The organism is Mycolicibacter sinensis (assembly GCF_001673565.1).
Lineage (GTDB): Bacteria > Actinomycetota > Actinomycetes > Mycobacteriales > Mycobacteriaceae > Mycobacterium > Mycobacterium sinense_C.
In genome coordinates, this window is the sequence record NZ_LZMF01000024.1 from 1 (window position 1) to 21380 (window position 21380).

Genomic DNA, 21380 nt, shown 5'->3' on the forward strand with positions numbered 1-21380 from the left:
TGGCCCACGGGTGATCAGGCGCGCACTGCAGCGCCAGGTCCAGAGCGACCTCGAGGTCCAGCTGGCGGGCGGCGGCGACGAAAGCGTCGAAGTCGTCGATGGTGCCCAGATCTGGGTGCACCGCATCGTGGCCGCCCTCGGCGCTACCGATGGCCCACGGCGAACCGACGTCACCGGGCTCTGCGGTCGCGGAGTTGTTGCGGCCCTTGCGGTGCACCTGGCCGATCGGGTGGATCGGCGGCAGATACACCACGTCGAAGCCCATCTCGGCGATCCGCGGCAGCGCCGCCGCCGCGGTGGCGAATGTTCCGTGCACCGGGCGGCCGTCGGGATCCCATCCGCCGGTCGAGCGCGGGAACATCTCGTACCAGGCGCCGCGGCGGGCCAGCGGCCGATCCACCCACATCTGGTGGTCCTTGCCGTGGGTCACCAGCTCCCGCAAGGGGTGGCGGTTCAGCAAATCCTCGACCTCCGTCGAGAGAGCGGGGGCCGCCCGGTGCATCGGATCGCCGGGGGTGCGCAGTGCGGCAGCGGCCGCTTGCACCGGCCGGCGCTGGTCGGGCGGTATGCCAGTCGCGGCGCGCTCGAACAACTCGGCGCCGACCAGCAGGTCGTTGGAGAGCTCCGCTTCGCTCTGGCCGGCGTCGAGCTTGGCGGTGACCGCGCTTCGCCAGCTCTGCACCGGGTCGCCCCAGCCCTCGACGCGGAAGGTCCACAACCCGACGGCGTCGGGACTGAAGTGGGCGTGGAACACATAGGCGTCGAAGCCGGTCGCCATCGGGATGTGTACCGGCGCGGCGCCGCACGCGGGCGAACTCATCGGCGGTTCCCCGGGCTGTGGATAGCGTTGTCCGAGGTGGCGCACCACCAGGGTCGCGGCGACCGCGTCGTGACCTTCCCGCCACACGGTGGCCTTCACCGGCACTGTCTCGCCGACCACGGCCTTGGCCGGGTAGCGGCCGCACGAGACGACCGGTTCGACGTCGTCGACCACGACACGACCAGGCACGCACACTCCGTTCGTCGTGGGGGCTTGTCTGTGCCCACGGTAGTGGGCTGCCTTCGCCGACCTGCACGAAGCGGCCGGTTCGCAACCGAATCGTCAGGTCCTCTGCGGCGGTCCCAGCTTCGCCTCGCCTCCGCCGACCCTTCGGGCCAACTCCGGCGAGCCTCGCTGAACCGCCGTAAGGTTGTGACGTGTGAAAGCACTCCGCCGGTTCACCGTTCGTGCGCACCTTCCCGACCGACTGCGAGCACTTGGGCAACTGTCGATGAACCTGCGCTGGTCGTGGGATCAGTCGACGCAGGAGTTGTTCGCCGCCATCGACCCGGCACTGTGGGCCCGATGCGGCCGGGACCCGGTGGCGCTGCTGGGCGCAGTGAGTCCGAATCGGCTGGACGAGCTCGCCGCCGACGAGGCTTTCACCGGCCGTCTCGACGCCCTGTCGGCCGACCTCACCGAGTACCTGACGCAGCCCCGGTGGTATCAGCACCAGCAGGACAGCGGCGCGCCGTTACCCGCCGCCATCGCGTACTTCTCGATGGAGTTCGGCGTCGCCGAAGCCCTGCCCAACTACTCCGGAGGCCTGGGGATCCTGGCCGGGGATCACCTGAAATCGGCGTCCGATCTGGGCGTGCCGTTGATCGCGGTCGGGCTCTACTACCGCTCGGGATATTTCCGCCAATCACTGACCGCCGACGGCTGGCAACGTGAGACCTATCCGTCGCTGGACCCGCAGGGGCTGCCGTTGCGGCTGCTGGCAGATGCGGCGGGCAACCCGGCGCTGATCGAGGTCGCGCTGCCCGGGGTAGGCCGGTTGCGTGCGCGGATCTGGGTCGCACAGGTCGGCCGGGTACCGCTGTTGCTGCTGGACTCCGACATCGGCGAGAACGAGCACCAGCTGCGCGGGGTCACCGACCGGTTGTACGGCGGCGACCAGGAGCACCGGATCCATCAGGAGATCCTGGCCGGGATCGGCGGAATGCGGGCGATCCGGGCGTTCACCGCGCTCGACGGCATGCCCGCACCCGAGGTGTTCCACATGAACGAGGGCCACGCCGGATTCCTCGGGATCGAACGCATCCGTGAGCTGATCGCCGAACAACGCCTCGATTTCGACACCGCGCTGGCAGTGGTGCGTTCGTCGACAGTGTTCACCACCCACACCCCGGTGCCGGCCGGAATCGACCGGTTTCCGGTCGACATGGTGCGGCGCTACTTCGACGGCGACGCGCTGGCGGCCGGGGTGCCGGTCGAGCGGATCATCGAGCTGGGCGCTGAAGACGATTCCGGCACGTTCAACATGGCCCACATGGGTCTGCGGCTGGCCCAGCGGGCCAACGGCGTCTCGCGTCTGCACGGCCGGGTCAGCCGGGCGATGTTCAATGGGCTGTGGCCCGGTTTCGACGCCGGCGAGGTGCCGATCGGCTCGATCACCAACGGGGTGCACGCGCCCAGTTGGGCGGCTCCGCCCTGGTTGCAGCTCAGCCGCGGCCTGGCCGCGACGGATTCGTTCAGCGAGCCGGCGGCCTGGCAGCGTCTTCAAGAAGTCGATCCCGTTGAGCTGTGGTCGATTCGCTCCCAGCTGCGGTCGTTGCTCGTCGATGAGGTCAGGCTGCGGTTGCTGCGGTCCGGCCTGGAACGCGGCGCCTCGGAAGCCGAATTGGGCTGGATTGCAACGGCGTTCGACCCCGGGGTATTGACCATCGGATTCGCCCGCCGGGTGCCGACCTACAAGCGGTTGACGTTGATGCTGCGCGACCCCGACCGATTGGAGCGGCTACTGCTCGACGAGCAGCGGCCGGTCCAGCTGATCGTCGCCGGCAAGTCCCACCCGGCCGACGATGAGGGCAAGGCGCTGATTCAGCAGGTGGTGCGCTTCGCCGACCGCCCCGAAGTACGCCATCGCGTCGCATTCCTGCCCGACTACGACATGTCGATGGCGCGACGGCTCTACGCCGGATGCGATGTGTGGCTGAACAACCCGCTGCGGCCGCTGGAGGCCTGCGGCACGTCGGGGATGAAGAGTGCGCTCAATGGCGGGCTGAACCTGTCCATCCGTGACGGCTGGTGGGACGAGTGGTTCGACGGGGAGAACGGCTGGGCGATACCGACCGCCGACGGGGTGGCCGATGAGAACCGCCGCGATGATTTGGAGGCCGCGGCGCTCTATGACCTGCTGGCGCAGTCGGTGGTGCCGAGGTTCTACGACCGCGACGAACGTGGCGTGCCGCCGCGCTGGATCGAGATGGTGCACCACACGCTGCAGACGCTCGGGCCGAATGTACTGGCCTCGCGGATGGTGCGCGACTACGTCGAGCAGTGCTACGCCCCCGCGGCCCGGTCGATGCGGCGTACCTGCGAACCGATCGACGGCGTGCCGTACGGCGCGGCTCGACGGCTGGCCGACTACCGCAGACGCGTGGAGCGCGCCTGGCCGCGGATCGCGATCACCGACGTCGACAGCACCGGGCTGCCCGACACCCCGCTGCTGGGTTCGGAGCTGACGCTGACCGCCACGGTTCGGTTGGCCGGTCTGGCACCTGACGAGGTGACGGTGCAGGCCGTGCTGGGCCGGTTGGATTCTGGTGACAGCCTGCTCGAACCGGCCACCGTGGTCATGGCGCACGAGCGCAGCGGCGGCGATGGCACCGAAGTGTTCTCGACGACGACGCCGCTACCGGTTGCCGGCGCGGTGGGCTACACCGTGCGAGTGCTGCCGAGCCATCCGTTGCTGTCCGGCGACGCCGAGCTGGGTCTGGTCACGCTGGCCACCTAGCCGCGAGCAGACACGAAAGTCCCCAAAAACGCCACTTTTTGGGGGCTTTCGTGTCTGTTCGCCGTTGGGGATTTACGGGAAGCGCTGCAGGCAGCGGTCGAAGTCGCCGAGCACCCCGGTCCGGTAGGCGTCGATGCGAGAGAAGCCGGCGGGCACCGATTCACCGTTGACGTCGCCCGCGGCCAGACCGTTGGTGAGCAGGCCGGCGACGGCTTCGTCGAGATCGCCCGCGGTCAGTGCGATGGTGGCGCCGTTGGAGGTGGTGATCCCCTGCGAGAGTCTGGTGGTGGCCACCCCGGTCAGGCATGCGGTGCGCAGCGCGGCGGCGGCGTTGTCGAGTACCAGGCCGCCGTGCTCGACCTGAACCGCCTGCAGGTACCGCGACATCAGCACCGAATAGGCGGTGTTGTCGCCGGACAGCGTCGCCAATTTCTGGTCCTTGCTGGGGGTGCCCATGGCCTGGAGGGCCGGCAAGTCGACGGCGATGGTGTTGGTCGCCGGGCAGTACGACGCCGGCCGGCTCGGGCGGGCATCGGCGCACGAGGACGCGGTGGCGGCGTCGAACGCGAGTTGCGGCGGCTCGGCCGGGGTGAACGCGATGTTCATCGCATCGACGATGAGCCGCACCGAATCCTCGCTGACCGGCACCTCACCGGTCTCGTTCTGCTGCAGCTGAATGGGCAGATCGCCGCGGCGCTGCTCGATCTCCCTTTCGTCGATGGCCTTGCACGACCCGGCGCCATCGGTGAACCCGAACTGGAACGCCGAGATCCGTTCGAAAGCCGAGCCGTGCTCGTTGCTGCCGACGGTCTCGCCGGGATTCAGCAGCGGGTCGCGCAGCGCCAGCATCGCGGCCAGGACACCGTTCAGCCCGTCCCCGGTGCTGAGCGTGAAGCGGGGCGAGTCGCCTTGGGCCACCCAGCGCAGGTAGACCCCGGCCAGACAGTCGGCCTGCTGCTCTGCCACCAGCGTCGGTGTCTGGCGCCGCTTGGTGATTCCGGCCGCCCGGGCGATCGCGTGACCGTACTCGTGGGCGAGCACCATGGTGATCGCCATGTCGCCGTAGGCGCTGCGCAGCGCGGGCAACAGCAGCCGGCGATCCCACCCGATGGTGTCGTCCAGATAGCAGTAGGCGGCGTTGACCAGCAGGAAAGTCCTACTCTTGCAGAACGTTCCGCGGAGCTGCCCGGGATCCCAGGAGAGCAGGGATTTCACCGGTTTGAAGTCGCCGTCGAAGGTGTTGGGATAACTGATCGCCCAGAACGCCTCGAGATCGCTGACCGACTGAGTGGCGAGCTGGTCGATGCGGCCGCCGTCGGTGCCCGCGACCTCGCGGCTCGGCGGCGGGGCATCGGGCCGCAGCCCGGTGGGCCCGTCGACCGCCTGCAGGCCGCCCACCCGGAACGGGTCGGCGAAGATCGACACCGGCTTGCCGTCCACCAGATGGGCGCAGCCGCTCACCAAAAGCATCAGCGTGCAGGCGGTGGCGAGAGCACGGTGCCATTGGCGGGCGGGTCGCATGCGCTAACACGATAGTGCGCTCAACCGTCCCGAAGGCGCTGCAGCGCCAGCCGGACTTTGCCGGTGTCGGTCGTCGCCCAGAACGGCGGCAGCGATGCCCGCAGGTAACCGGCGTAGCGCGCCGTCGCCATCCGCGAGTCCAGCACCGCCACCACGCCCCGGTCATCGACGCTGCGCAGCAACCGGCCGGCACCCTGGGCCAGCAACAGCGCGGCGTGGTTGGCGGCGACCGCCATGAAACCGTTGCCGCCGCGGGCACTGATCGCGCGCTGCCGGGCGGTCAGCAGCGGGTCATCGGGCCGCGGGAACGGGATGCGGTCGATGAGCACCAAAGACAGTGACGGTCCGGGTACGTCGACGCCCTGCCACAGCGACAACGTGCCGAAGAGCGACGTCTCGGCGTCGGCGGCGAATTGCTCGACCAGCGCGCCGGTGGTGTCGTCGCCCTGGCACAGCACCGGGGTGTCCAGCCGCCCGCGCATCGCCTCGGCCGCGGCCCGCGCCGCCCGCATCGAGGAGAACAGCCCCAGGGTGCGCCCACCGGCCGCGGCGATCAGCTCGGCGACCTCGTCGAGCTGCGCATCGGTACCAGTGCCGTCGCGTCCGGGCGGCGGCAGGTGCGCGGCCACGTAGAGGATGCCGGCCTTGGCGTGCGCAAACGGCGAGCCGACATCCAGCCCCTGCCAGCGAGTCTCGGGGCCCGAGCCGAGGGTCAAACCCCAGGCGCCGGCCATCGCATCGAAGGTGCCGCCGACGGTCAACGTCGCCGAGGTCAGCACCGTCGTTGCCCGGGCGAACAGCCGATCGCGCAACAGCCCGGCCACCGACAGCGGCGCCACCCGCAGCGCCGGACGCACCGATCCCCGGTTGTCTTCGTGGCTGAGCCACACTACGTCGGTGCGCTCGGGGATGGCCGGTTCGAAGGAAGTCAGAATCCGTGCGGCAGTGTCGGCGATCTCAGACAGCGCGGCGACCGCCTCCTTGCGGGCAGACGCCGCTTTGGGATCCGACGGGGCGGTATCAATCGCCGAGCGCACCGCGCCGGCGGCATCGCGCAGCGCGGCCAGATAGGTCGCGAGCTCGTCGTCGAGGTGATCCATCCGCCCCGGCGTGCCGTCGTGAATCGCCGAGCCGAACGTCAGGGCTGCGGCATCGAGGCGCTGCACCAGTTCCGGGGAGACCAGCCGGGTGATTCGGCGCACCGCGACACTGAGCGTGGCCGCGGTCAGCTCACCGGTAGCCACCGACGTCACCCGGTCCACCAGTTCGTGTGCCTCGTCGACCACCAGCAGGTCGTGCTCGGGCAGCACGTTGGTCTCCGAGATCGCGTCGATCGCCAGCAGGGCGTGATTGGTGACGACGACATCGGCCTCGGCGGCGACGGCGCGGGCCCGCTCGGCGAAGCAGTCGATGCCGAACTGGCAGCGGGCGGCGCCGACGCACTCGCGCGCCGACACGCTGACCTGAGACCAGGACCGCTCGGGCACACCGGGTTTGAGGTCATCGCGGTCGCCGGAGTCGGTGGTCTGCGCCCAGGCGGTGAGGCGCTGGACGTCGCGGCCCAACGCACCGGCCGCGAACGGTTCGAACAGTTCCTCCTGCGGGGCATCGTCGGATTCTTCGGTCCCGGCATGGATCTTGTTCAGGCACAGGTAATTCCGTCGTCCCTTCAGCAGCGCGAAGGTCGGTCGGCGGGAGAGCACACCTTCCAGGGCGTCGGCCAGGCGCGGCAGGTCGCGGTCGACGAGCTGGCGCTGCAGCGCGATCGTCGCGGTCGACACCACCACCGGGTGGTCGTCGGTCACGGCGCGGGCGATCGCCGGAACCAGATAGGCCAGCGACTTGCCGGTGCCGGTGCCGGCCTGCACCGCCAGGTGTTCGCCGCTGTCGAAGGCCCGGGCGACCGCCTCGGCCATGCGTACCTGACCGTCGCGTTCACTGCCGCCCAGGGCGGCTACCGCGGCGGCGAGCAGCTCGGGTACGGAGGGGTCAGCCATGGTGTGCACACGGTAGCCCGTCAGGCCACGTCGCCCGGCTCGGTGACGAGATACGTTCCGTGGCCTTCGATGACCCGGCCGTCCCCGTCGAAGCGCAACACCTCGTTGACGAGGCCGTCGTTCTGGTTGCGGTAGGTGATGACGATGGTGTCGATGCCCCGAGAGACGGCTTCGACGACGAAATGCAGATTCGTCAGTCGCTCCAAGGCCTGGGTCCAGTAGCGGCGCAGTGCGGGCTTGCCGCGGATCACGCCCGCCGTCTCGGGAAACATCTGGGCGGCCACCGGCGAGGTGAACAGCACATCCTCGTGGAAGTGCGCGAGCACCGCCTCCACGTCGTGGGCGTTCCAGGCGCGCACCCACTGGCGGCTGAACGCCGCGGCATCGAGCTTCATCCCGCGAACTGTAGCGACACGACCGCGCGCAGCCCCACCAATTTTCCGTCCGGTTCGCATTACCCTGAGGCGATGACCAGCCAGCGTTTGCCAGGCGGAGCGGTACACGAGTTGCCGGCGGACTTGCGCGAGGGGCTGCTCGTCAGTCCGACTGCGTTGGCGGCCTGGCAGGACATTACGCCCTTGGCGCGCAACGAGTTCATCTGCTGGGTCGAGGACGCCAAGCAGGCCAAAACCCGCGAGCGCCGGATCCGCCGGACCCGCGAGGAGCTGGAGGAGGGCATGCGGCGTCCCTGTTGCTGGCCCGGGTGCAAGCACCGCGAACGCAACGGCAAGTAGCCGAAAACCTCACCGGAGAATCAGCCGGGTCGGGATCGCCGGCTCGCCGTGCGCCAGCTTCAGTCCCTCCCACGGCAGGCTGCGCAGCCCGGAAGCCACCCGCTCCCGCGCCGCGGCCAGCGCTGTCGCTCCGGTATCGGCCACCACGTCGCCGCCGCGGACCAGCGGAACGGTCAGTACCCGGCCGGAATCCGCCGGTGGGTGGTCGGCCGGGTGGACCACCTCCTCGACCAGGGTGCCGCTGGGACGGGACACCCGCAGGGCCTGTTTGCGCCCGCCTGCCGAGGTCTTGTCGGCGCTGCGCTTGTGCACCGCGACACCATCGACCTCGACCAGCTTGTAGACGAATCCCGCCGCCGGCGCACCCGATCCGGTCACCAGCGCGGTGCCGACGCCGTAACTGTCCACCGGAGCGGCCCGCAACGCCGCGATGGCGAACTCGTCGAGATCACCGGAGACCACGATCTTGGTGGCGGTGGCGCCCAACCGGTCCAGCTGGTCGCGGACCTGATGAGCTAACACCGCCAGCTCACCGGAGTCGATCCGGACCGCACCGAGCCGCGGGCCGGCCGCCTCCACGGCATTGGCCACCCCGGTGCTGACGTCGTAGGTGTCCACCAACAGCGTGGTGTCGACCCCCTGCGCGGCGACCTGGGAGCGGAACGCCGCCAATTCGCCCTCAGCACCGGAGTGCAGCAGGGTGAACGCGTGCGCGCTGGTGCCCAGCACCGGCACACCGAAGCTGCGGTGCGCCTCCAGATTCGACGTGCCGGCGAACCCCGCCAGGTAGGCGGCCCGCGCCGCGGCGACGGCGGCGTGCTCGTGCGTGCGCCGTGAGCCCATCTCGATCAGCGGCCGGTCATCGGCCGCGCTGACCATTCGGGCGGCCGCCGAGGCGATCGCGGTGTCGTGGTTCAGAATCGACAGCAGCAGCGTCTCCAGGACGATGCACTCGGCGAAGCTGCCGTGCACGGTGAGCACCGGCGACCCGGCGAAGTACAACTCGCCTTCGGGGTAGCCGTCGACGTCGCCGCGGAAGCGGAAATCGGCCAGGCAGTTCAAGGTCTTCGGGTCCAGGAACGCCGAGAGCAGGTGCAGCGCGGTGTCGTCGAAGCCGAACGCGGTCAGCGCCGCCAGGAACCGGTCGGTGCCGGCCACCACCCCGTAGCGGCGGCCCTCGGGGAGCCGGCGGGCGAACAACTCGAAGCTGGTCCGCCGCCCAGCAGTGCCGTCGCGCAGCGCCGCGGCCAGCATGGTCAGCTCGTACTTGTCGGTGAGCAGCCCGCCGCGTCGGGCCGAGGAGTCCACCCGCCAACCGTATCGGCTGTACTCGATCCCACCTCGGCTCGGTATCCTGAGCGCTATGGCCACGTCAGCAGCGACGTCCACCCCGGTGAAACCGCAGGGCACCGGCCAGCGGCACGCTGACCCGGTCGAGGAGACCGCCTCGCCCTGGGTGACCATCGTCTGGGACGACCCGGTCAACCTGATGACCTACGTGACCTACATCTTTCAGAAGCTGTTCGGTTACAGCGAGCCGCACGCGACCAAGCTGATGCTGCAGGTGCACCACGAGGGCAAGGCCGTGGTGTCGGCGGGAAGCCGCGAGTCGATGGAGATCGACGTGTCCAAACTGCATGCCGCCGGATTATGGGCGACCATGCAGCAGGACCGCTGAGACGTCAACCGAAGGGAAACGGGCCTCACCGTGCACAAGTGGAAGCGGGTTGACACCGACGACGGCCCCCGCTTCCGGTCCGCGCTGGCGCTGCATGAGGCTGCGCTGCTGCGGAACCTGGTCGGTTCGATCGTCGGCATGCTCGAGGAGCGTGAATCCGCTTCTCCAATCGACGAACTCGAACAGATAACCGGGATGAGGACGGGCAACACCAAGCCGCCCGAGGACGCCACCACCCGACGGCTGCTGCCGGACTTCTACCGTTCCGGCGGCTCGGGTGAAGTCGCCTCGGCCGACGACGCCGCAGTCGACGCGGAAGGCTTGAACGCGGCGTTGCGCAGCCTGCACGAGCCGGAGATCATCGACGCGAAACGTAATGCCGCACAACAGCTCCTGGACTCGCTCCCGCAGAAGGCCGGACGCTTCGAGCTGACCGAGGAACAGGCCAACGCCTGGATCGCGGCGGTCAACGACATCCGGCTGGCGCTGGGCACCATGCTGCAGATCGGCCCCGACGGGCCCCCGGACCGGCTGGCACCGGGTGATCCGATGGCGGGCCAGCTCAGCGTCTATCAATGGCTCACGGTGCTGCAGGAATACCTGGTGGTCGCATTGATGGGACGGTCCGGCCGATGACGAATTTGGGTTCGCTCACCGATGTTCCCGGCATCCGGGTGGGCCACCACCAGCGGCTCGATCCAGATGCGACGCTCGGGTCGGGCTGGGCCAGTGGGGTCACCGTCGTGCTGGCGCCGCCCGGGACCGTCGGTGCCGTCGACTGTCGCGGTGGGGCGCCCGGAAGCCGGGAGACCGATCTGCTGGACCCGGCCAACAGCGTGCGCTGGGTGGATGCGGTCGTGCTCTCCGGCGGGAGTGCCTACGGGCTGGCGACCGCCGACGGCGTGATGACCTGGCTGGAGGAGCAGGGCCGCGGGGTGGCGCTGGACGGCGGCGTGGTGCCGATCGTGCCGGCCGCCGTCATCTTCGACCTGCCGGTCGGCGGCTGGGACCGGCGACCCACCGCCGAGTTCGGCTATGCCGCCGCGGCGGCAGCAGCCGGTCCCGCCGGCGACAGCCCGGCCGTCGGCAGTGTGGGCGCGGGAGTCGGGGCACGGGCCGGGGTGTTCAAAGGCGGGGTGGGCACCGCGTCGGCGACGCTGGAACTCGAGGACCACACCGTCACGGTCGGCGCGCTGGTCGTGGTGAACCCCACCGGCGAGGTCATCGACGCCACCACCGGGTTGCCCTGGTCGGCGCCCCTCGTCGAGGAATTCGGCCTGACCGCCCCGCCGTCCGAACAGCTGGCGGTGCTCGCCGGGCTGGAGCCCAAATCCCTCGCGCTCAACACCACCCTCGCGGTGGTGGCCACCGACGCCGCGCTCAGCCCGGCCGGCTGCCGGCGGGTGGCGATCGCCGCCCAGGACGGGCTGGCTCGCACCATCCGGCCCTCCCATACTCCGGTGGACGGCGACACGGTGTTCGCGTTGGCGACCGGGGCCGTCGAGGTTCCGCCGTTGCCAGGAACTCCGGCCGCGATGTCGCAGGAGACCGGGCTGGTCACGGCGGTCGGCGCCGCTGCGGCGGACTGCCTGGCGCGTGCGGTGCTGGTCGGGTTGCTGGCCGCCGATCCGGTGGCCGGAATACCGACCTACCGGGGCACGTTGCCGGGGGCATTCGCCAACAAGCCCACCGGAAGGTTGTGACGTGGTGACTTCGCGAGCCGGCGCCACGCCTGCGCCGCGGCCCGACAAGAAGTTCGCTTGGCGCACCGGCGGGGCCACCGTCGTGGGATTCGTCGCGCTGCTCTACCTCATCGAGGCCGTTGATCAGGTCGGCGGCCACCGGCTGGACCGCAACGGCATCCGGCCCTTGGAGACCGACGGCCTGTGGGGGGTGCTGTTCGCACCGTTGCTGCACGCCAACTGGGGCCATCTGCTGGCCAACACCGGTCCGGCGCTGGTGCTGGGCTTCCTGGTGACGTTGGCCGGGCAGTCCCGGTTTCTGCTCGCTACCGCCATCGTGTGGGTGTTCGGCGGGTTGGGCACCTGGCTGATCGGCAACGTCGGGTCGTCGTGCGGGCCCACTGACCACATCGGCGCCTCCGGCCTGATCTTCGGCTGGCTGGCCTTCCTGGTGGTGTTCGGGCTGTTCACGCGCAGAATCTGGCAGATTCTGGTCGGGCTGGTGGTGCTGGTGCTCTACGGCGGGATTCTGTGGGGGGCGGTGCCGGTGCTGAATGTCTGCGGCGGCGTGTCCTGGCAGGGGCACCTATGCGGGGCGATCGCCGGGGTGGCGGCCGCGTATCTGCTTTCGGGCCCCGAGCGCAAAGCCCGTGAACGCCGGCGGGCGGTTTCGGCGTGATCGGGATCTTCGACTCCGGGGTCGGCGGCCTGACCGTCGCCCGCTCGATCATCGACCAGCTGCCCGACGAGGACTTCGTCTACGTTGGCGACACCGGCAACGGACCCTACGGCCCGTTGACCATCCCTGAGGTGCGCGCACACGCCCTGGCCATCGGCGACGATCTGGTCGAGCGCGGGGTCAAGGCATTGGTGATCGCCTGCAACACCGCCTCGGCGGCGTGCCTGCGCGATGCCCGGGAACGCTACGACGTGCCGGTCGTGGAGGTGATCCTGCCGGCGGTGCGCCGGGCGGTGGCCACCACCCGCAACGGCCGGATCGGCGTGATCGGCACCAGCGCGACCATCACCAGCCACGCCTACCAGGACGCGTTCGCCGCCGCGCGCGACACTGAGATCACCGCGGTGGCCTGCCCGCGCTTCGTCGACTTCGTCGAGCGTGGCATCACCAGCGGCCGGCAGGTGCTCGGGCTGGCCGAGGGATACCTGGAGCCGCTGCAGCGCGCCGGGGTCGACACCCTGGTGCTGGGCTGCACCCACTACCCGCTGCTGTCGGGGTTGATCCAGCTGGCGATGGGCGAGCAGGTGACGTTGGTGTCCAGCGCCGAGGAGACCGCCAAGGAGCTGCTGCGGGTGCTCACCGAACTCGATCTGCTGCGCCCGCACGGGGAGGCCCCTGCCACCAGGGTGTTCGAGGCGACCGGTGACCCGGCGGCGTTCGCCGCACTGGCCACCCGATTTCTGGGCCCGGCGATCACCGGCGTCGGCGCCGTCCGTCGTCACGCTCCGCTGAGTTAGCCAGACCGTGATTTCGATGACGAATAGCGGGCAAAGCGCTCGTGTCTTGGTCATCGCTGCGGCGAACATGGCACAGTAGGGAACGTGCGACTCACCGTGCTCGGCTGCTCCGGCAGTGTGGTGGGTCCGGACTCGCCGGCATCGGGTTACCTGTTGCAGGCTCCGGACACCCCGCCGCTGGTCATCGACTTCGGGGGCGGGGTACTCGGCGCGCTCCAGCGGCATGTCGATCCCGGTGCGGTGTGCGTACTGCTGTCGCATCTGCACGCCGACCACTGCCTGGACCTGCCGGGACTGTTCGTCTGGCGCCGCTACCACCCGTCGGTGGCAACCCAGCCGTTCGCCAAGGGCTTCATCTACGGGCCCAGCGACACCTGGTCGCGGATGGGGGCCGCGTCGTCGCCGTACGGCGGCGAGATCGACGACATCACCGACATCTTCGATGTCCACACCTGGGTGGACGACGAGCCGGTCGAGTTGGGATCGGTCACGGTGAAGCCCCGGCTGGTGTGTCACCCGACCGAGTCGTTCGGCATGCGGATCAGCGACGCTTCCGGCGCGACCCTGGTCTACAGCGGCGACACCGGCTACTGCGACGGAGTGATCGAGTTGGCCCGCGGAGCCGATGTGTTCTTGTGTGAGGCGTCCTGGACCCATGAGGCCAACCGCCCGCCGAACCTGCATCTGTCCGGCACCGAGGCCGGCCGCATTGCCGCCTCCGCCGGCGTCGGCCAGCTGCTGCTGACCCATATCCCGCCCTGGACCTCCCGCGAGGACGTGATCGGCGAGGCCAAGGCCGAGTTCGACGGGCCGGTGCACGCGGTGGTGTGCGACGAGAGTTTCGACATCCAGCGGGGTTGACCCGCGCGATCACCACTAGGGTGGTCGGGTGTCCAAACGAGAAGACGGTCGCCTCGACGATGAGCTGCGCCCGGTCGTCATCACCCGCGGGTTCACCTCGAACCCGGCCGGGTCGGTGCTGGTCGAATTCGGCAACACCCGGGTCATGTGCACGGCCAGTGCCACCGAAGGCGTGCCGCGCTGGCGGAAAGGCTCCGGGCGGGGTTGGCTGACCGCCGAGTACGCCATGCTGCCCGCCGCCACGCATACCCGCTCCGACCGCGAATCGGTCAAGGGCCGCCTCGGTGGGCGCACCCAGGAGATCAGCCGGCTGGTCGGCCGCTCGCTGCGCGCCTGTATCGACCTGGCGGCGCTGGGGGAGAACACCATCGCGATCGACTGCGATGTGCTGCAGGCCGACGGCGGCACCCGCACCGCGGCGATCACCGGCGCCTATGTGGCGCTCGCCGACGCGGTCACCTACCTGTCGGCCGCCGGCAAGCTGTCGGATCCGCGCCCGCTGTCGTGCGCCATCTCGGCGGTCAGCGTCGGGGTCGTCGACGGCCGGGTCCGCGTCGATCTCCCGTATGAAGAGGACGCCCGCGCCGAGGTCGACATGAACGTCGTCGCCACCGACACCGGAACCCTGGTGGAGATCCAGGGCACCGGGGAGGGAGCGACGTTCCCGCGTTCGACGCTGGACAAGATGCTCGACGCGGCACTGGCCGCCTGCGAGAAGTTGTTCGTGGTGCAGCGCGAAGCGTTGACGTTGCCATATCCGGGGGTGCTGCCGGAGGGGCCGGCGAAGAAGAAGGCTTTCGGCGCTGACTGACATTCTGGTCGCCAGCCGCAACCGCAAGAAGCTGGCTGAACTGAGCCGGGTGCTCGAACGCGCCGGTGTGTCGGGCCTGCACCCGATCTCGCTGGACGAGGTGGCGCCGTACCCCGAAGCGCCCGAAACCGCGGTGACCTTCGAGGGCAACGCCCTGGCCAAGGCGCGAGACGGCTATAAGGCGACCGGGTTGCCCTGTCTAGCAGACGATTCGGGCCTCAGCGTCGATGCGCTCAACGGCATGCCGGGGGTGCTGTCGGCGCGCTGGTCGGGTGAGCACGGCAATGACGGCGCCAACACCGCCTTGCTGCTGGCCCACCTGCGTGACGTTCCCGACGGCCGGCGCGGCGCGGCGTTCGTATCGGCGTGCGCACTGGTCTGGGGTAGCGGCCCTGACCACGAGGTGGTGGTGCGTGGCGAATGGCCGGGCAGCATCGCCGAAGAACCGAGCGGCGACGGGGGATTCGGCTACGACCCGGTGTTCGTGCCCGCCGGTGATGTTCGCACTGCGGCGCAACTGAGCCCGGCGGAGAAAGACGCCGCGTCGCACCGCGGCCGTGCATTGGCGCTGCTGCTACCGGCGTTGCGGCAGCTTGTGAGCTGAGCCGTGCCGGTCTCCCCGCCGAAGTACGTGCGCGCCTCAGAGGTTGAACTGGCTCTTGATGTTTCGGCTCTGGAAGTGCTCGACGATGATGCCCAGCAGCGGAATGGTGCCGGCCAACAGGATCCCGATGGTCTTGGGCAGCGGCCAGCGCACCTTGACCGCCAGATTGAACGTGGCCAGCAGATAGACGAAGTACACCCAGCCGTGCACCACGCCGATCCAAGTGGGTGGGTTGTCCACCTTGACCACGTAGCGCACGAACACCTCGTAGCAGAGCGCGATCAGCCAGACACCGGTCGCCCACGCCATGACCCGGTAGGGCAGCAGTGCGCTGCGGACCTTCTCCGCGGGAGCGGCCTGGGCGGGTGTCTCGGTCATGCGGGATTCCTGTTCTTTCGTTCGTTCTCGGTGAGCTCGGCCAGGTAGGCGTTGTACTCCCGGAGTGCGGGGTCGTCGCTGGGTGCGGCGGCGGGCGCGGGCCGCTCGGGCAGCAGCTCGGCCGGTATCTCGGTCACCGTGTCGGCCGGGTGCGGCTCGGGCGGTGCTTCTTCATAGCGGACGAATTTGCGGTAGGCGTAGACGCAGAACCAGGCGAACAGCGGCCACTGCAGGGCGTAGCCGAGGTTCTGGAAGGTGCCGTTGACCTCCTGGAACCGGGTCCATTGCCACCAGCCCAGCGCCAGGCAGGCGCAGGCGGCGACGATCACCAGCACGATCAGTGCCGGTCTCCGACGCCGTGTAGTGGACACCCCTTGACGGTACCGTGCGCTGGCCGAGGCGCCGTCAGGACTTGTCGCCGCACAACATCTCGTGGGTGCGTCGCTATCAGTTCTGCCCTCCAGTGCAGTCTGATGGGCATGGGCAAACTCATCTATGGCTTCAACGTGTCGGTGGACGGGTACATCGCGGACGCCCACGGCAGCATCGACTGGTCCCGTCCAAGCGACGAACTGCACCAGTACTGGAACGACTTCGAGCGCGAGACCGCGCTGTCGTTCTACGGCCGCCGCCTCTACGAGCTGATGTCCGCGTATTGGCCGACCGCCGACAAGGCCCCGGATGCCACCCCGCTGATCGCCGACTTCGCTCGCATCTGGCGCGGCATGCCCAAGGTGGTGTTCTCGCGCACCTTGGAGTCCGTCGACTGGAACGCCCAGCTGGAACGTGGCGACCCGGTCGAGGTGGTGAGGAAGCTGAAGGCCGAAACCGACGGGAACCTGGAGGTGGCCGGCGCGACGCTGGCCGCCCCGATCGTGCAGGCCGGACTGGTCGACGAATACCGCATCGTGGTCGCACCCACCGCCGTCGGCGGTGGCACCCCGTTCTTCCCGACCCTGCCGTCATGGATCTCGCTGCGACTGTTGGAGAACCGCACCTTCCCCGGCGGCACCGTCCTACTGCGCTATGAGGCGCAACACGGCTGATCGGTCCTCCGCTGACCGGCGCGTGCCGCCGAACTTTCCGGGGGCCGTCAGGGCGGTAATATGGGCGCGCTTGCGGGCGTGGTGAAACTGGCATACACGATGGCTTTAGGTGCCATTGCTCGAAAGAGCGTGAGGGTTCGAGTCCCTCCGCCCGCACAAATGTGATGAGTCGCGGCATAAGCGACAGATCGCCCCGGCTTTAGGGTCGCGGTTTTCCAAGCCAGCCCGCGAGAGTGTAAACACGCAGGGAAAACACGAATTTTTCCTGCGTGTACGCAATCTCGACGCGGGCTTACCCGCTTACAGTCCGAAGCCGTCCCAGATGCTCGAGAGCGAAGCCCAGAAATCGGAGAGGTCATTGGACAGGCTCCCCGTAGGGTCGACGACACCGAGCAGGTCGGGCCAGATCTGCGTCTGGTCCAATCCGCCCAGGTCGCTCGGCACCGTGGGAACATCGACGCCGCTGTCCGGGCCTCCGGTTCCGGCCCACGGCCCCAGGTAAGCCGGGTCGGTCATCAGTCCCGAGTTGACCAGGAGCTTTGCCAAGTTGGGGTTGATGTCGTCGAGGTAATCAACGATCTGATTTTCGGTGTCCGGGCTCAAGGTGAACCACCCGGTCTGTAGACCGGCCACGGTGGCGTCGATCTGCTCCGGTGTCGGCGCGTTCGCCAGGCCTGAGCTGTTGAGGCTCAGCCACTCGCTGATGAGCGGATTGGGCGGCCCGATGTTCTGGATCGACTGAACCAGGTCCGCCGTGGTCACGCCGAAGGGCGGCGCGAACGGGGACTGGTCGCAAAGCTCCGGGCACAGCGGACTGCCCGGGGTGAACGGGTTGAAGTCCACGACCATTCCGGCGGCCAGGGCCTTCAGCGCCTGACCCACGTCGTCCGGGCCGACGAGCTGGAAGCCGTTCAGGTCGACCGGTGCCTCCAGGCTCTGGAACCACTGCTCGAACGGCCCGAGCGGATTGAGTTGGACATCGGTTCCCGCCCAGGGCATCAAGTTCGCACCGTCAGGTCCGGTTGTAGTGCCCGGGAAACCGAAGCCGGGCTGAGCCTCGCTGCCGGGTACCGCATCCAGTGGGGCGCCCGGAACCGAACCGCCCGGGCCGACACCCGCCGAGGGGTCCGCGATTCCGGCTGCCGTCGGGTTGGCGGTGTCGGCGGGGGTGGACGGGAACTGGTATCCGGTGAGCAGCTGCTGCAACGGCACCTTCAACCAGTGGCTGAAAAGTCCTAATTGGTTGTCGGCGTTGGGAAAGTTCGTGAACACCTTCTCGAAGTCGATCAGCCTGTCCAGCGCGGTAAGACCGGTGATCGGGTCCGTCGGCACCAGCGGCGCGCATTGCACCGCGTCGCACGATGCGCTGACCGGAAGTTCGGCCGCCGCCAGCATGGCGAACTGCTGCCCCAGGCCCGCGGTCCCGTTCGCCAGCAAGGTCGGATCGATTTCGGGCTGGTCCAGACCGGAGACCTGCGGGGCGAACGGAAACAGGAAGTCGAAGATGGCCATGAAATGCCCCGGGTCGCCGGGGTCCTCGCCCCACAGGTTCGTGGCGCTCGGCGTCCACCAGGTGCCGGTGAAGAAGAAGGAATCCGCCAGCACATTAGTGGCGGCGACTTCGTTGGCCGGAATGTTGAAGAGGTCTTGGAACAAGTTGAAGGGCACGTTGAGGATGGAGTCGCCGGCTACCAGGCGCACGGCTCGGTCGATAATCGACGTTCCCGCTGGCAACGGCTGGACCGCTGCGGCCTGAGCGACGACCACGGCGCTTGCCGCAACGACTATCAAGCCGGTCTGCGGATACCGGCGACGGTGTACTGCAATTGCCATGTCTTCCCCCCGTTGGCACACCACGCCCGGTGGCGTGGCCGCATCGTCGAGGATCCACCGAGCTGAATAGCGCGAAACGGACGATAGCCGGGGTTGCTGATAGGGCAATGCCAGCTAGCTAATAAATATGGAGGCTTGATATTTACCTCCGCGTCAAGTTTTGGCACCGCTTTCGACCTGGGGTTTTGTTCGTTCGCCGAGGGCGCGCGAGGAGGCACTTTCGACGCCTTGCCAGCTAACCCGCCGCTGCCCGCCAGATCGGGCGTCGATAACCGGCGGCCGACTGCTCGACTTCGCCCTCCCGAACGTCCGCCGGTGCCAGAATGGGTGTATTAGTCCTTCTCGGATTGGTGCGGTGTGATGAAAAAACAACTCTTCGCAACGGCGCTCGGTGCGGTACTGGCCGGCTTTGCCACAGCACCTGTTCCCGCGGCATTCGCCGACCCACTCAGCAATGACGACCAGGTGTTCTTCACCGACCTGGAGCAAGAGGGGCTGCACCCTGACTACGACAAGCAGGTCTGTGGCAGCATCAAATGCTCCTCGCTGCGGGATCTGCTGGTGCAGGAGGGCCATGCGGTCTGTTCGGCGCTGGGCAGTTCCCCGCGGCTGGTGCCGATCTCGGTGATCGCGAATCTGGAAGTGTCGCCTGATAAGGCGCACGCCATCATCACGGCGGCTCGGCAGGCCTACTGTCCGCAGTCTCCGGACCCGTATCGATCGACCGTCTGAACGGTCAGCGCTCGGCAGCGACGACCGGGGTGGGCGCCTCACCCAGCGTGTCGGAGTGCTGTGCCTTGCGCGCGTTGACTACCACGCCCACGGCGGCGACCGCCCAGATCACGTATTGGACGGTCCAGGCCAGCCGGAAGGCCGAGAACGAAAAACCGCCGGCCATCGCGATGACGATCCCCATCGCCTGCATGATCAGCAGCGTGGCGATGAAACCGCCGGTGTTGACCATGCCCTGCGCGGTGCCCAACGCGGCGGGCGGGTTGTAGGTGCGGGCGAAGTCGAAGGCCAAGATCGACACCGGCTGGCCCGCCGAGATCACCACGATCAGCACCACCAGCAGCCAGTGCGGTGCGGGGGAGGGCAGCGTCAGCAGCACCGCCCAGATCGCGGCGGTCAGCGCGATCATCGCCAGCACCAGCCCCGTCCGGTGTTGAGGCCGGCGCGCCGACAGGGTTCCGGTCAGCAGCCCCACCACGACGAAGGTTGCCACCGACAGCGTCAGCAACGCACCGGCCACGCCGCGCGAAAGCCCCTGGGCGGTGGTCAGGTAGGGCACGCCCCACATCAGCGCGAAGACGTTCGCCGAGAACGGTGTGCCCAGGTGGGTGAAGAACCCCAGTTTGGTGCCGGGCCGGGACCAGACCGTCTTGACGTCACCGAATACCGCACGAAACGTCCTCGGTTGTACGGCGACCGGCGTCCCGGCCGGGGCGTCCCGGCACAAGGCGAGGGTCAGTGCGACGGCCAGCACACCCAGGGCGGCTGCCGAGAGGTAAGCCGCCGTCCAGCCGCCGTGCAGCAGAATCGCCAGGAATGGCACCGCCGAAAGCAGCTGCCCGAACTGGCCGCAGATCCCGGTCAGTTGGGTCAGCAACGGAACACGCTCGGGTGCAAACCAATTGGGCAGCAGCCGGATGACCGAGATGAACACGAACGCGTCGCCCAGGCCGACGACGCCGTATGCGCCGACCGCGACGGGCAGCGAATGGGTCAGCGACAGCGTCAACTGTGCGGCGGAGAGCACCGCGACGCCGCTGGCGATCATCGCCTTGGGGCCGAAGCGGTCCAGCAGCACTCCGGCCGGAATCTGCATGGAGGCGTAAACGATGAGCTGCAGGATCACGAACGACGACAGCGCGCCCGGACCGGTGCTGAACCGGTCGGCAGCGTCCAACCCGGACACCCCAAAGGTGGTGCGGTCCAGCACCGCAACCACGTAGGACAACAGGCCGGTGCCCCACACGATCCAGGGACGCATCCAGCGACTCGACCTCCGCACCTGTGCCACCCGCCCATCCTGCCCTGCGGTGCTCAGCCTCCCGTGAGCGGCGGGTGTCTCCCGTATCCTTTGGCGCGTGTTGATTTCCCGGCGCGACGTGCTCAAACTTGCCGCAACCGCCCCGGCTGCGGTCGCTCTCGGCGCCGCGGCGTCGGCGCTGGTGGCCGCGACCGCTAAGGCGGCTCCGCTGGGCATCCTGCTGGACTACGCGGCCGGGGTGCTGTCCGCCGAGGAGATCCGGGCGGCCGGTGCGCTCGGCGCCATCCGCTACGTCTCCGACCGCCGCCCCGGCGCCGACTGGATGCTCGGCAAGCCGATGCAGCCGGCCGAAGCGCATGACCTGAACCAGAACGGCCTCAAGATCGTCTCCTGCTACCAGTACGGCAAGCAGGCGACCGCCGACTGGCTAGGCGGCCAGGCGGCCGGCGTCGAGCACGCCCGGCGGGGATTGCAACTGCATGCCGCGGCGGGCGGCCCGGACAGCGCTCCGATCTACGCCTCGATCGACGACAACCCCTCCTACGAGCAGTACCAGGCGCAGGTGGCCCCTTACCTGCGCGGCTGGGAGTCGGTGATCGGGCCTGAACGCATGGGTGTGTACGCCAACTCCACGACGATCGAGTGGGCGGTGCAAGACGGCCTGGGTTCATGCTTCTGGCAGCACAACTGGGGCTCGCCCGGCGGTGTCGCGCACCCGGCGGCCAACCTGCATCAGGTCGAGATCGACAAGCGCAAGGTCGGCAACGTCGGGGTGGATGTCAACGAGATCCGCACGCCCCAGTTCGGCCAGTGGGCCTGACCCGCGGGTGGCGGGGATCACGGCGCCCGGTGGACACTGCGACATCGGCTGTCCACGGCGACATTGTTTCGCCAGACGCGAACATAACGATTAGATAACAATGCGGCTTTGATCAGCGCTGTTGTGGCTACTCGACCGTAACCCCACGCACGCAGGACGTTTGGTCC

At 68.8% G+C, this 21380-nt stretch carries 22 protein-coding genes and 1 tRNA gene; 14 read left to right on the plus strand and 9 right to left on the minus strand.

Annotated elements, in window-relative coordinates; all coding sequences use genetic code 11:
* A partial coding sequence (locus tag A5648_RS04215) for a maltotransferase domain-containing protein (protein ID WP_275080637.1) occupies positions 1-1015 on the minus strand: 1015 nt, incomplete at its 3' end.
* 184 nt (positions 1016-1199) lie between these two features.
* Here A5648_RS04215 and glgP point away from each other — a divergent pair.
* A complete protein-coding gene (glgP, locus tag A5648_RS04220; RefSeq protein WP_065023342.1) occupies positions 1200-3779 on the plus strand; it encodes an alpha-glucan family phosphorylase in 2580 nt (859 codons plus the stop codon).
* 72 nt (positions 3780-3851) lie between these two features.
* On the opposite strand, the gene A5648_RS04225 is transcribed toward glgP, so the two are convergent.
* From A5648_RS04225 to A5648_RS04235, 3 genes are read right to left on the minus strand one after another with little or no spacing between them, the layout of a single operon-like run.
* Complete coding sequence (locus A5648_RS04225; protein ID WP_065023343.1) at positions 3852-5300, minus strand: neutral zinc metallopeptidase; 1449 nt, start codon at positions 5298-5300, stop codon at positions 3852-3854.
* Between the two features lie 20 nt (positions 5301-5320).
* On the minus strand, positions 5321-7297 hold the full coding sequence (locus A5648_RS04230; RefSeq protein ID WP_065023363.1) for an ATP-dependent DNA helicase: 1977 nt from the start codon (positions 7295-7297) through the stop codon (positions 5321-5323).
* 20 nt (positions 7298-7317) lie between these two features.
* Positions 7318-7692, minus strand: a complete 375-nt coding sequence (locus A5648_RS04235) for a nuclear transport factor 2 family protein (protein WP_065023344.1) — start codon at positions 7690-7692, stop codon at positions 7318-7320.
* A gap of 72 nt (positions 7693-7764) precedes the next feature.
* On the opposite strand from A5648_RS04235, the gene A5648_RS04240 reads away from it, so the two are divergent.
* A complete protein-coding gene (locus A5648_RS04240) occupies positions 7765-8031 on the plus strand; it encodes a YdeI/OmpD-associated family protein (protein ID WP_064853413.1) in 267 nt (88 codons plus the stop codon).
* A gap of 9 nt (positions 8032-8040) precedes the next feature.
* Here A5648_RS04240 and A5648_RS04245 read toward each other — a convergent pair whose 3' ends face one another.
* Entirely contained in the window at positions 8041-9339 is a 1299-nt protein-coding gene (locus tag A5648_RS04245; protein ID WP_109470678.1) for a nicotinate phosphoribosyltransferase, read from the minus strand.
* A gap of 55 nt (positions 9340-9394) precedes the next feature.
* Between A5648_RS04245 and clpS the strand changes: the two genes are divergently transcribed.
* The 8 genes from clpS to A5648_RS04285 all read left to right on the plus strand — a co-directional run bounded on the left by clpS (position 9395) and on the right by A5648_RS04285 (position 15143).
* Positions 9395-9709, plus strand: a complete 315-nt coding sequence (clpS, locus tag A5648_RS04250) for an ATP-dependent Clp protease adapter ClpS (protein WP_065023345.1) — start codon at positions 9395-9397, stop codon at positions 9707-9709.
* Between the two features lie 30 nt (positions 9710-9739).
* A complete protein-coding gene (locus A5648_RS04255) occupies positions 9740-10345 on the plus strand; it encodes a DUF2017 domain-containing protein (protein WP_065023346.1) in 606 nt (201 codons plus the stop codon).
* A gap of 5 nt (positions 10346-10350) precedes the next feature.
* Entirely contained in the window at positions 10351-11412 is a 1062-nt protein-coding gene (locus A5648_RS04260) for a P1 family peptidase (protein ID WP_065023365.1), read from the plus strand.
* A gap of 1 nt (position 11413) precedes the next feature.
* A complete protein-coding gene (locus A5648_RS04265; RefSeq protein WP_428844307.1) occupies positions 11414-12070 on the plus strand; it encodes a rhomboid family intramembrane serine protease in 657 nt (218 codons plus the stop codon).
* Positions 12067-12867 carry a glutamate racemase gene (murI, locus tag A5648_RS04270; RefSeq protein ID WP_065023347.1) on the plus strand — a complete coding sequence of 267 codons (801 nt, stop codon included), beginning with the start codon at positions 12067-12069 and terminating at the stop codon, positions 12865-12867. The genes A5648_RS04265 and murI overlap by 4 nt, the downstream gene beginning before the upstream one ends.
* An 84-nt stretch (positions 12868-12951) precedes the next feature.
* Positions 12952-13728, plus strand: a complete 777-nt coding sequence (locus tag A5648_RS04275) for a cyclic nucleotide-degrading phosphodiesterase (protein ID WP_065023348.1) — start codon at positions 12952-12954, stop codon at positions 13726-13728.
* Positions 13729-13756: 28 nt separating this feature from the next.
* The gene (gene rph, locus A5648_RS04280) at positions 13757-14539 is read left to right on the plus strand and encodes a ribonuclease PH (RefSeq protein ID WP_065023349.1); all 783 of its coding nucleotides are present in this window, start codon (positions 13757-13759) and stop codon (positions 14537-14539) included.
* The gene (locus A5648_RS04285; RefSeq protein WP_065023350.1) at positions 14532-15143 is read left to right on the plus strand and encodes a non-canonical purine NTP pyrophosphatase; all 612 of its coding nucleotides are present in this window, start codon (positions 14532-14534) and stop codon (positions 15141-15143) included. The genes rph and A5648_RS04285 overlap by 8 nt, the downstream gene beginning before the upstream one ends.
* Before the next feature lie 36 nt (positions 15144-15179).
* On the opposite strand, the gene A5648_RS04290 is transcribed toward A5648_RS04285, so the two are convergent.
* The gene (locus tag A5648_RS04290) at positions 15180-15521 is read right to left on the minus strand and encodes a DUF3817 domain-containing protein (RefSeq protein ID WP_065023351.1); all 342 of its coding nucleotides are present in this window, start codon (positions 15519-15521) and stop codon (positions 15180-15182) included.
* Positions 15518-15892, minus strand: a complete 375-nt coding sequence (locus A5648_RS04295; protein WP_207511594.1) for a hypothetical protein — start codon at positions 15890-15892, stop codon at positions 15518-15520. Before A5648_RS04295 ends, A5648_RS04290 begins: the two co-directional genes overlap by 4 nt.
* 108 nt (positions 15893-16000) lie before the next feature.
* Here A5648_RS04295 and A5648_RS04300 point away from each other — a divergent pair, with 108 nt between their 5' ends.
* On the plus strand, positions 16001-16567 hold the full coding sequence (locus tag A5648_RS04300; RefSeq protein ID WP_065023367.1) for a dihydrofolate reductase family protein: 567 nt from the start codon (positions 16001-16003) through the stop codon (positions 16565-16567).
* Between the two features lie 72 nt (positions 16568-16639).
* A tRNA-Leu gene (locus A5648_RS04305) sits at positions 16640-16723 on the plus strand.
* A gap of 144 nt (positions 16724-16867) precedes the next feature.
* Here the strand turns inward: A5648_RS04305 and A5648_RS04310 are convergent.
* Complete coding sequence (locus A5648_RS04310; protein ID WP_065023353.1) at positions 16868-18268, minus strand: hypothetical protein; 1401 nt, start codon at positions 18266-18268, stop codon at positions 16868-16870.
* A 492-nt stretch (positions 18269-18760) separates the two neighbouring features.
* On the opposite strand from A5648_RS04310, the gene A5648_RS04315 reads away from it, so the two are divergent.
* Positions 18761-19132 carry a DUF732 domain-containing protein gene (locus tag A5648_RS04315; RefSeq protein ID WP_065023354.1) on the plus strand — a complete coding sequence of 124 codons (372 nt, stop codon included), beginning with the start codon at positions 18761-18763 and terminating at the stop codon, positions 19130-19132.
* A 4-nt stretch (positions 19133-19136) separates the two neighbouring features.
* On the opposite strand, the gene A5648_RS04320 is transcribed toward A5648_RS04315, so the two are convergent.
* Positions 19137-20393 (minus strand): MFS transporter, encoded by a 1257-nt coding sequence (locus tag A5648_RS04320; RefSeq protein WP_234787284.1) that lies wholly within the window; start codon positions 20391-20393, stop codon positions 19137-19139.
* A gap of 97 nt (positions 20394-20490) precedes the next feature.
* On the opposite strand from A5648_RS04320, the gene A5648_RS04325 reads away from it, so the two are divergent.
* Positions 20491-21213, plus strand: a complete 723-nt coding sequence (locus A5648_RS04325; protein WP_065023355.1) for a DUF1906 domain-containing protein — start codon at positions 20491-20493, stop codon at positions 21211-21213.
* Positions 21214-21380: the final 167 nt, after the last annotated feature.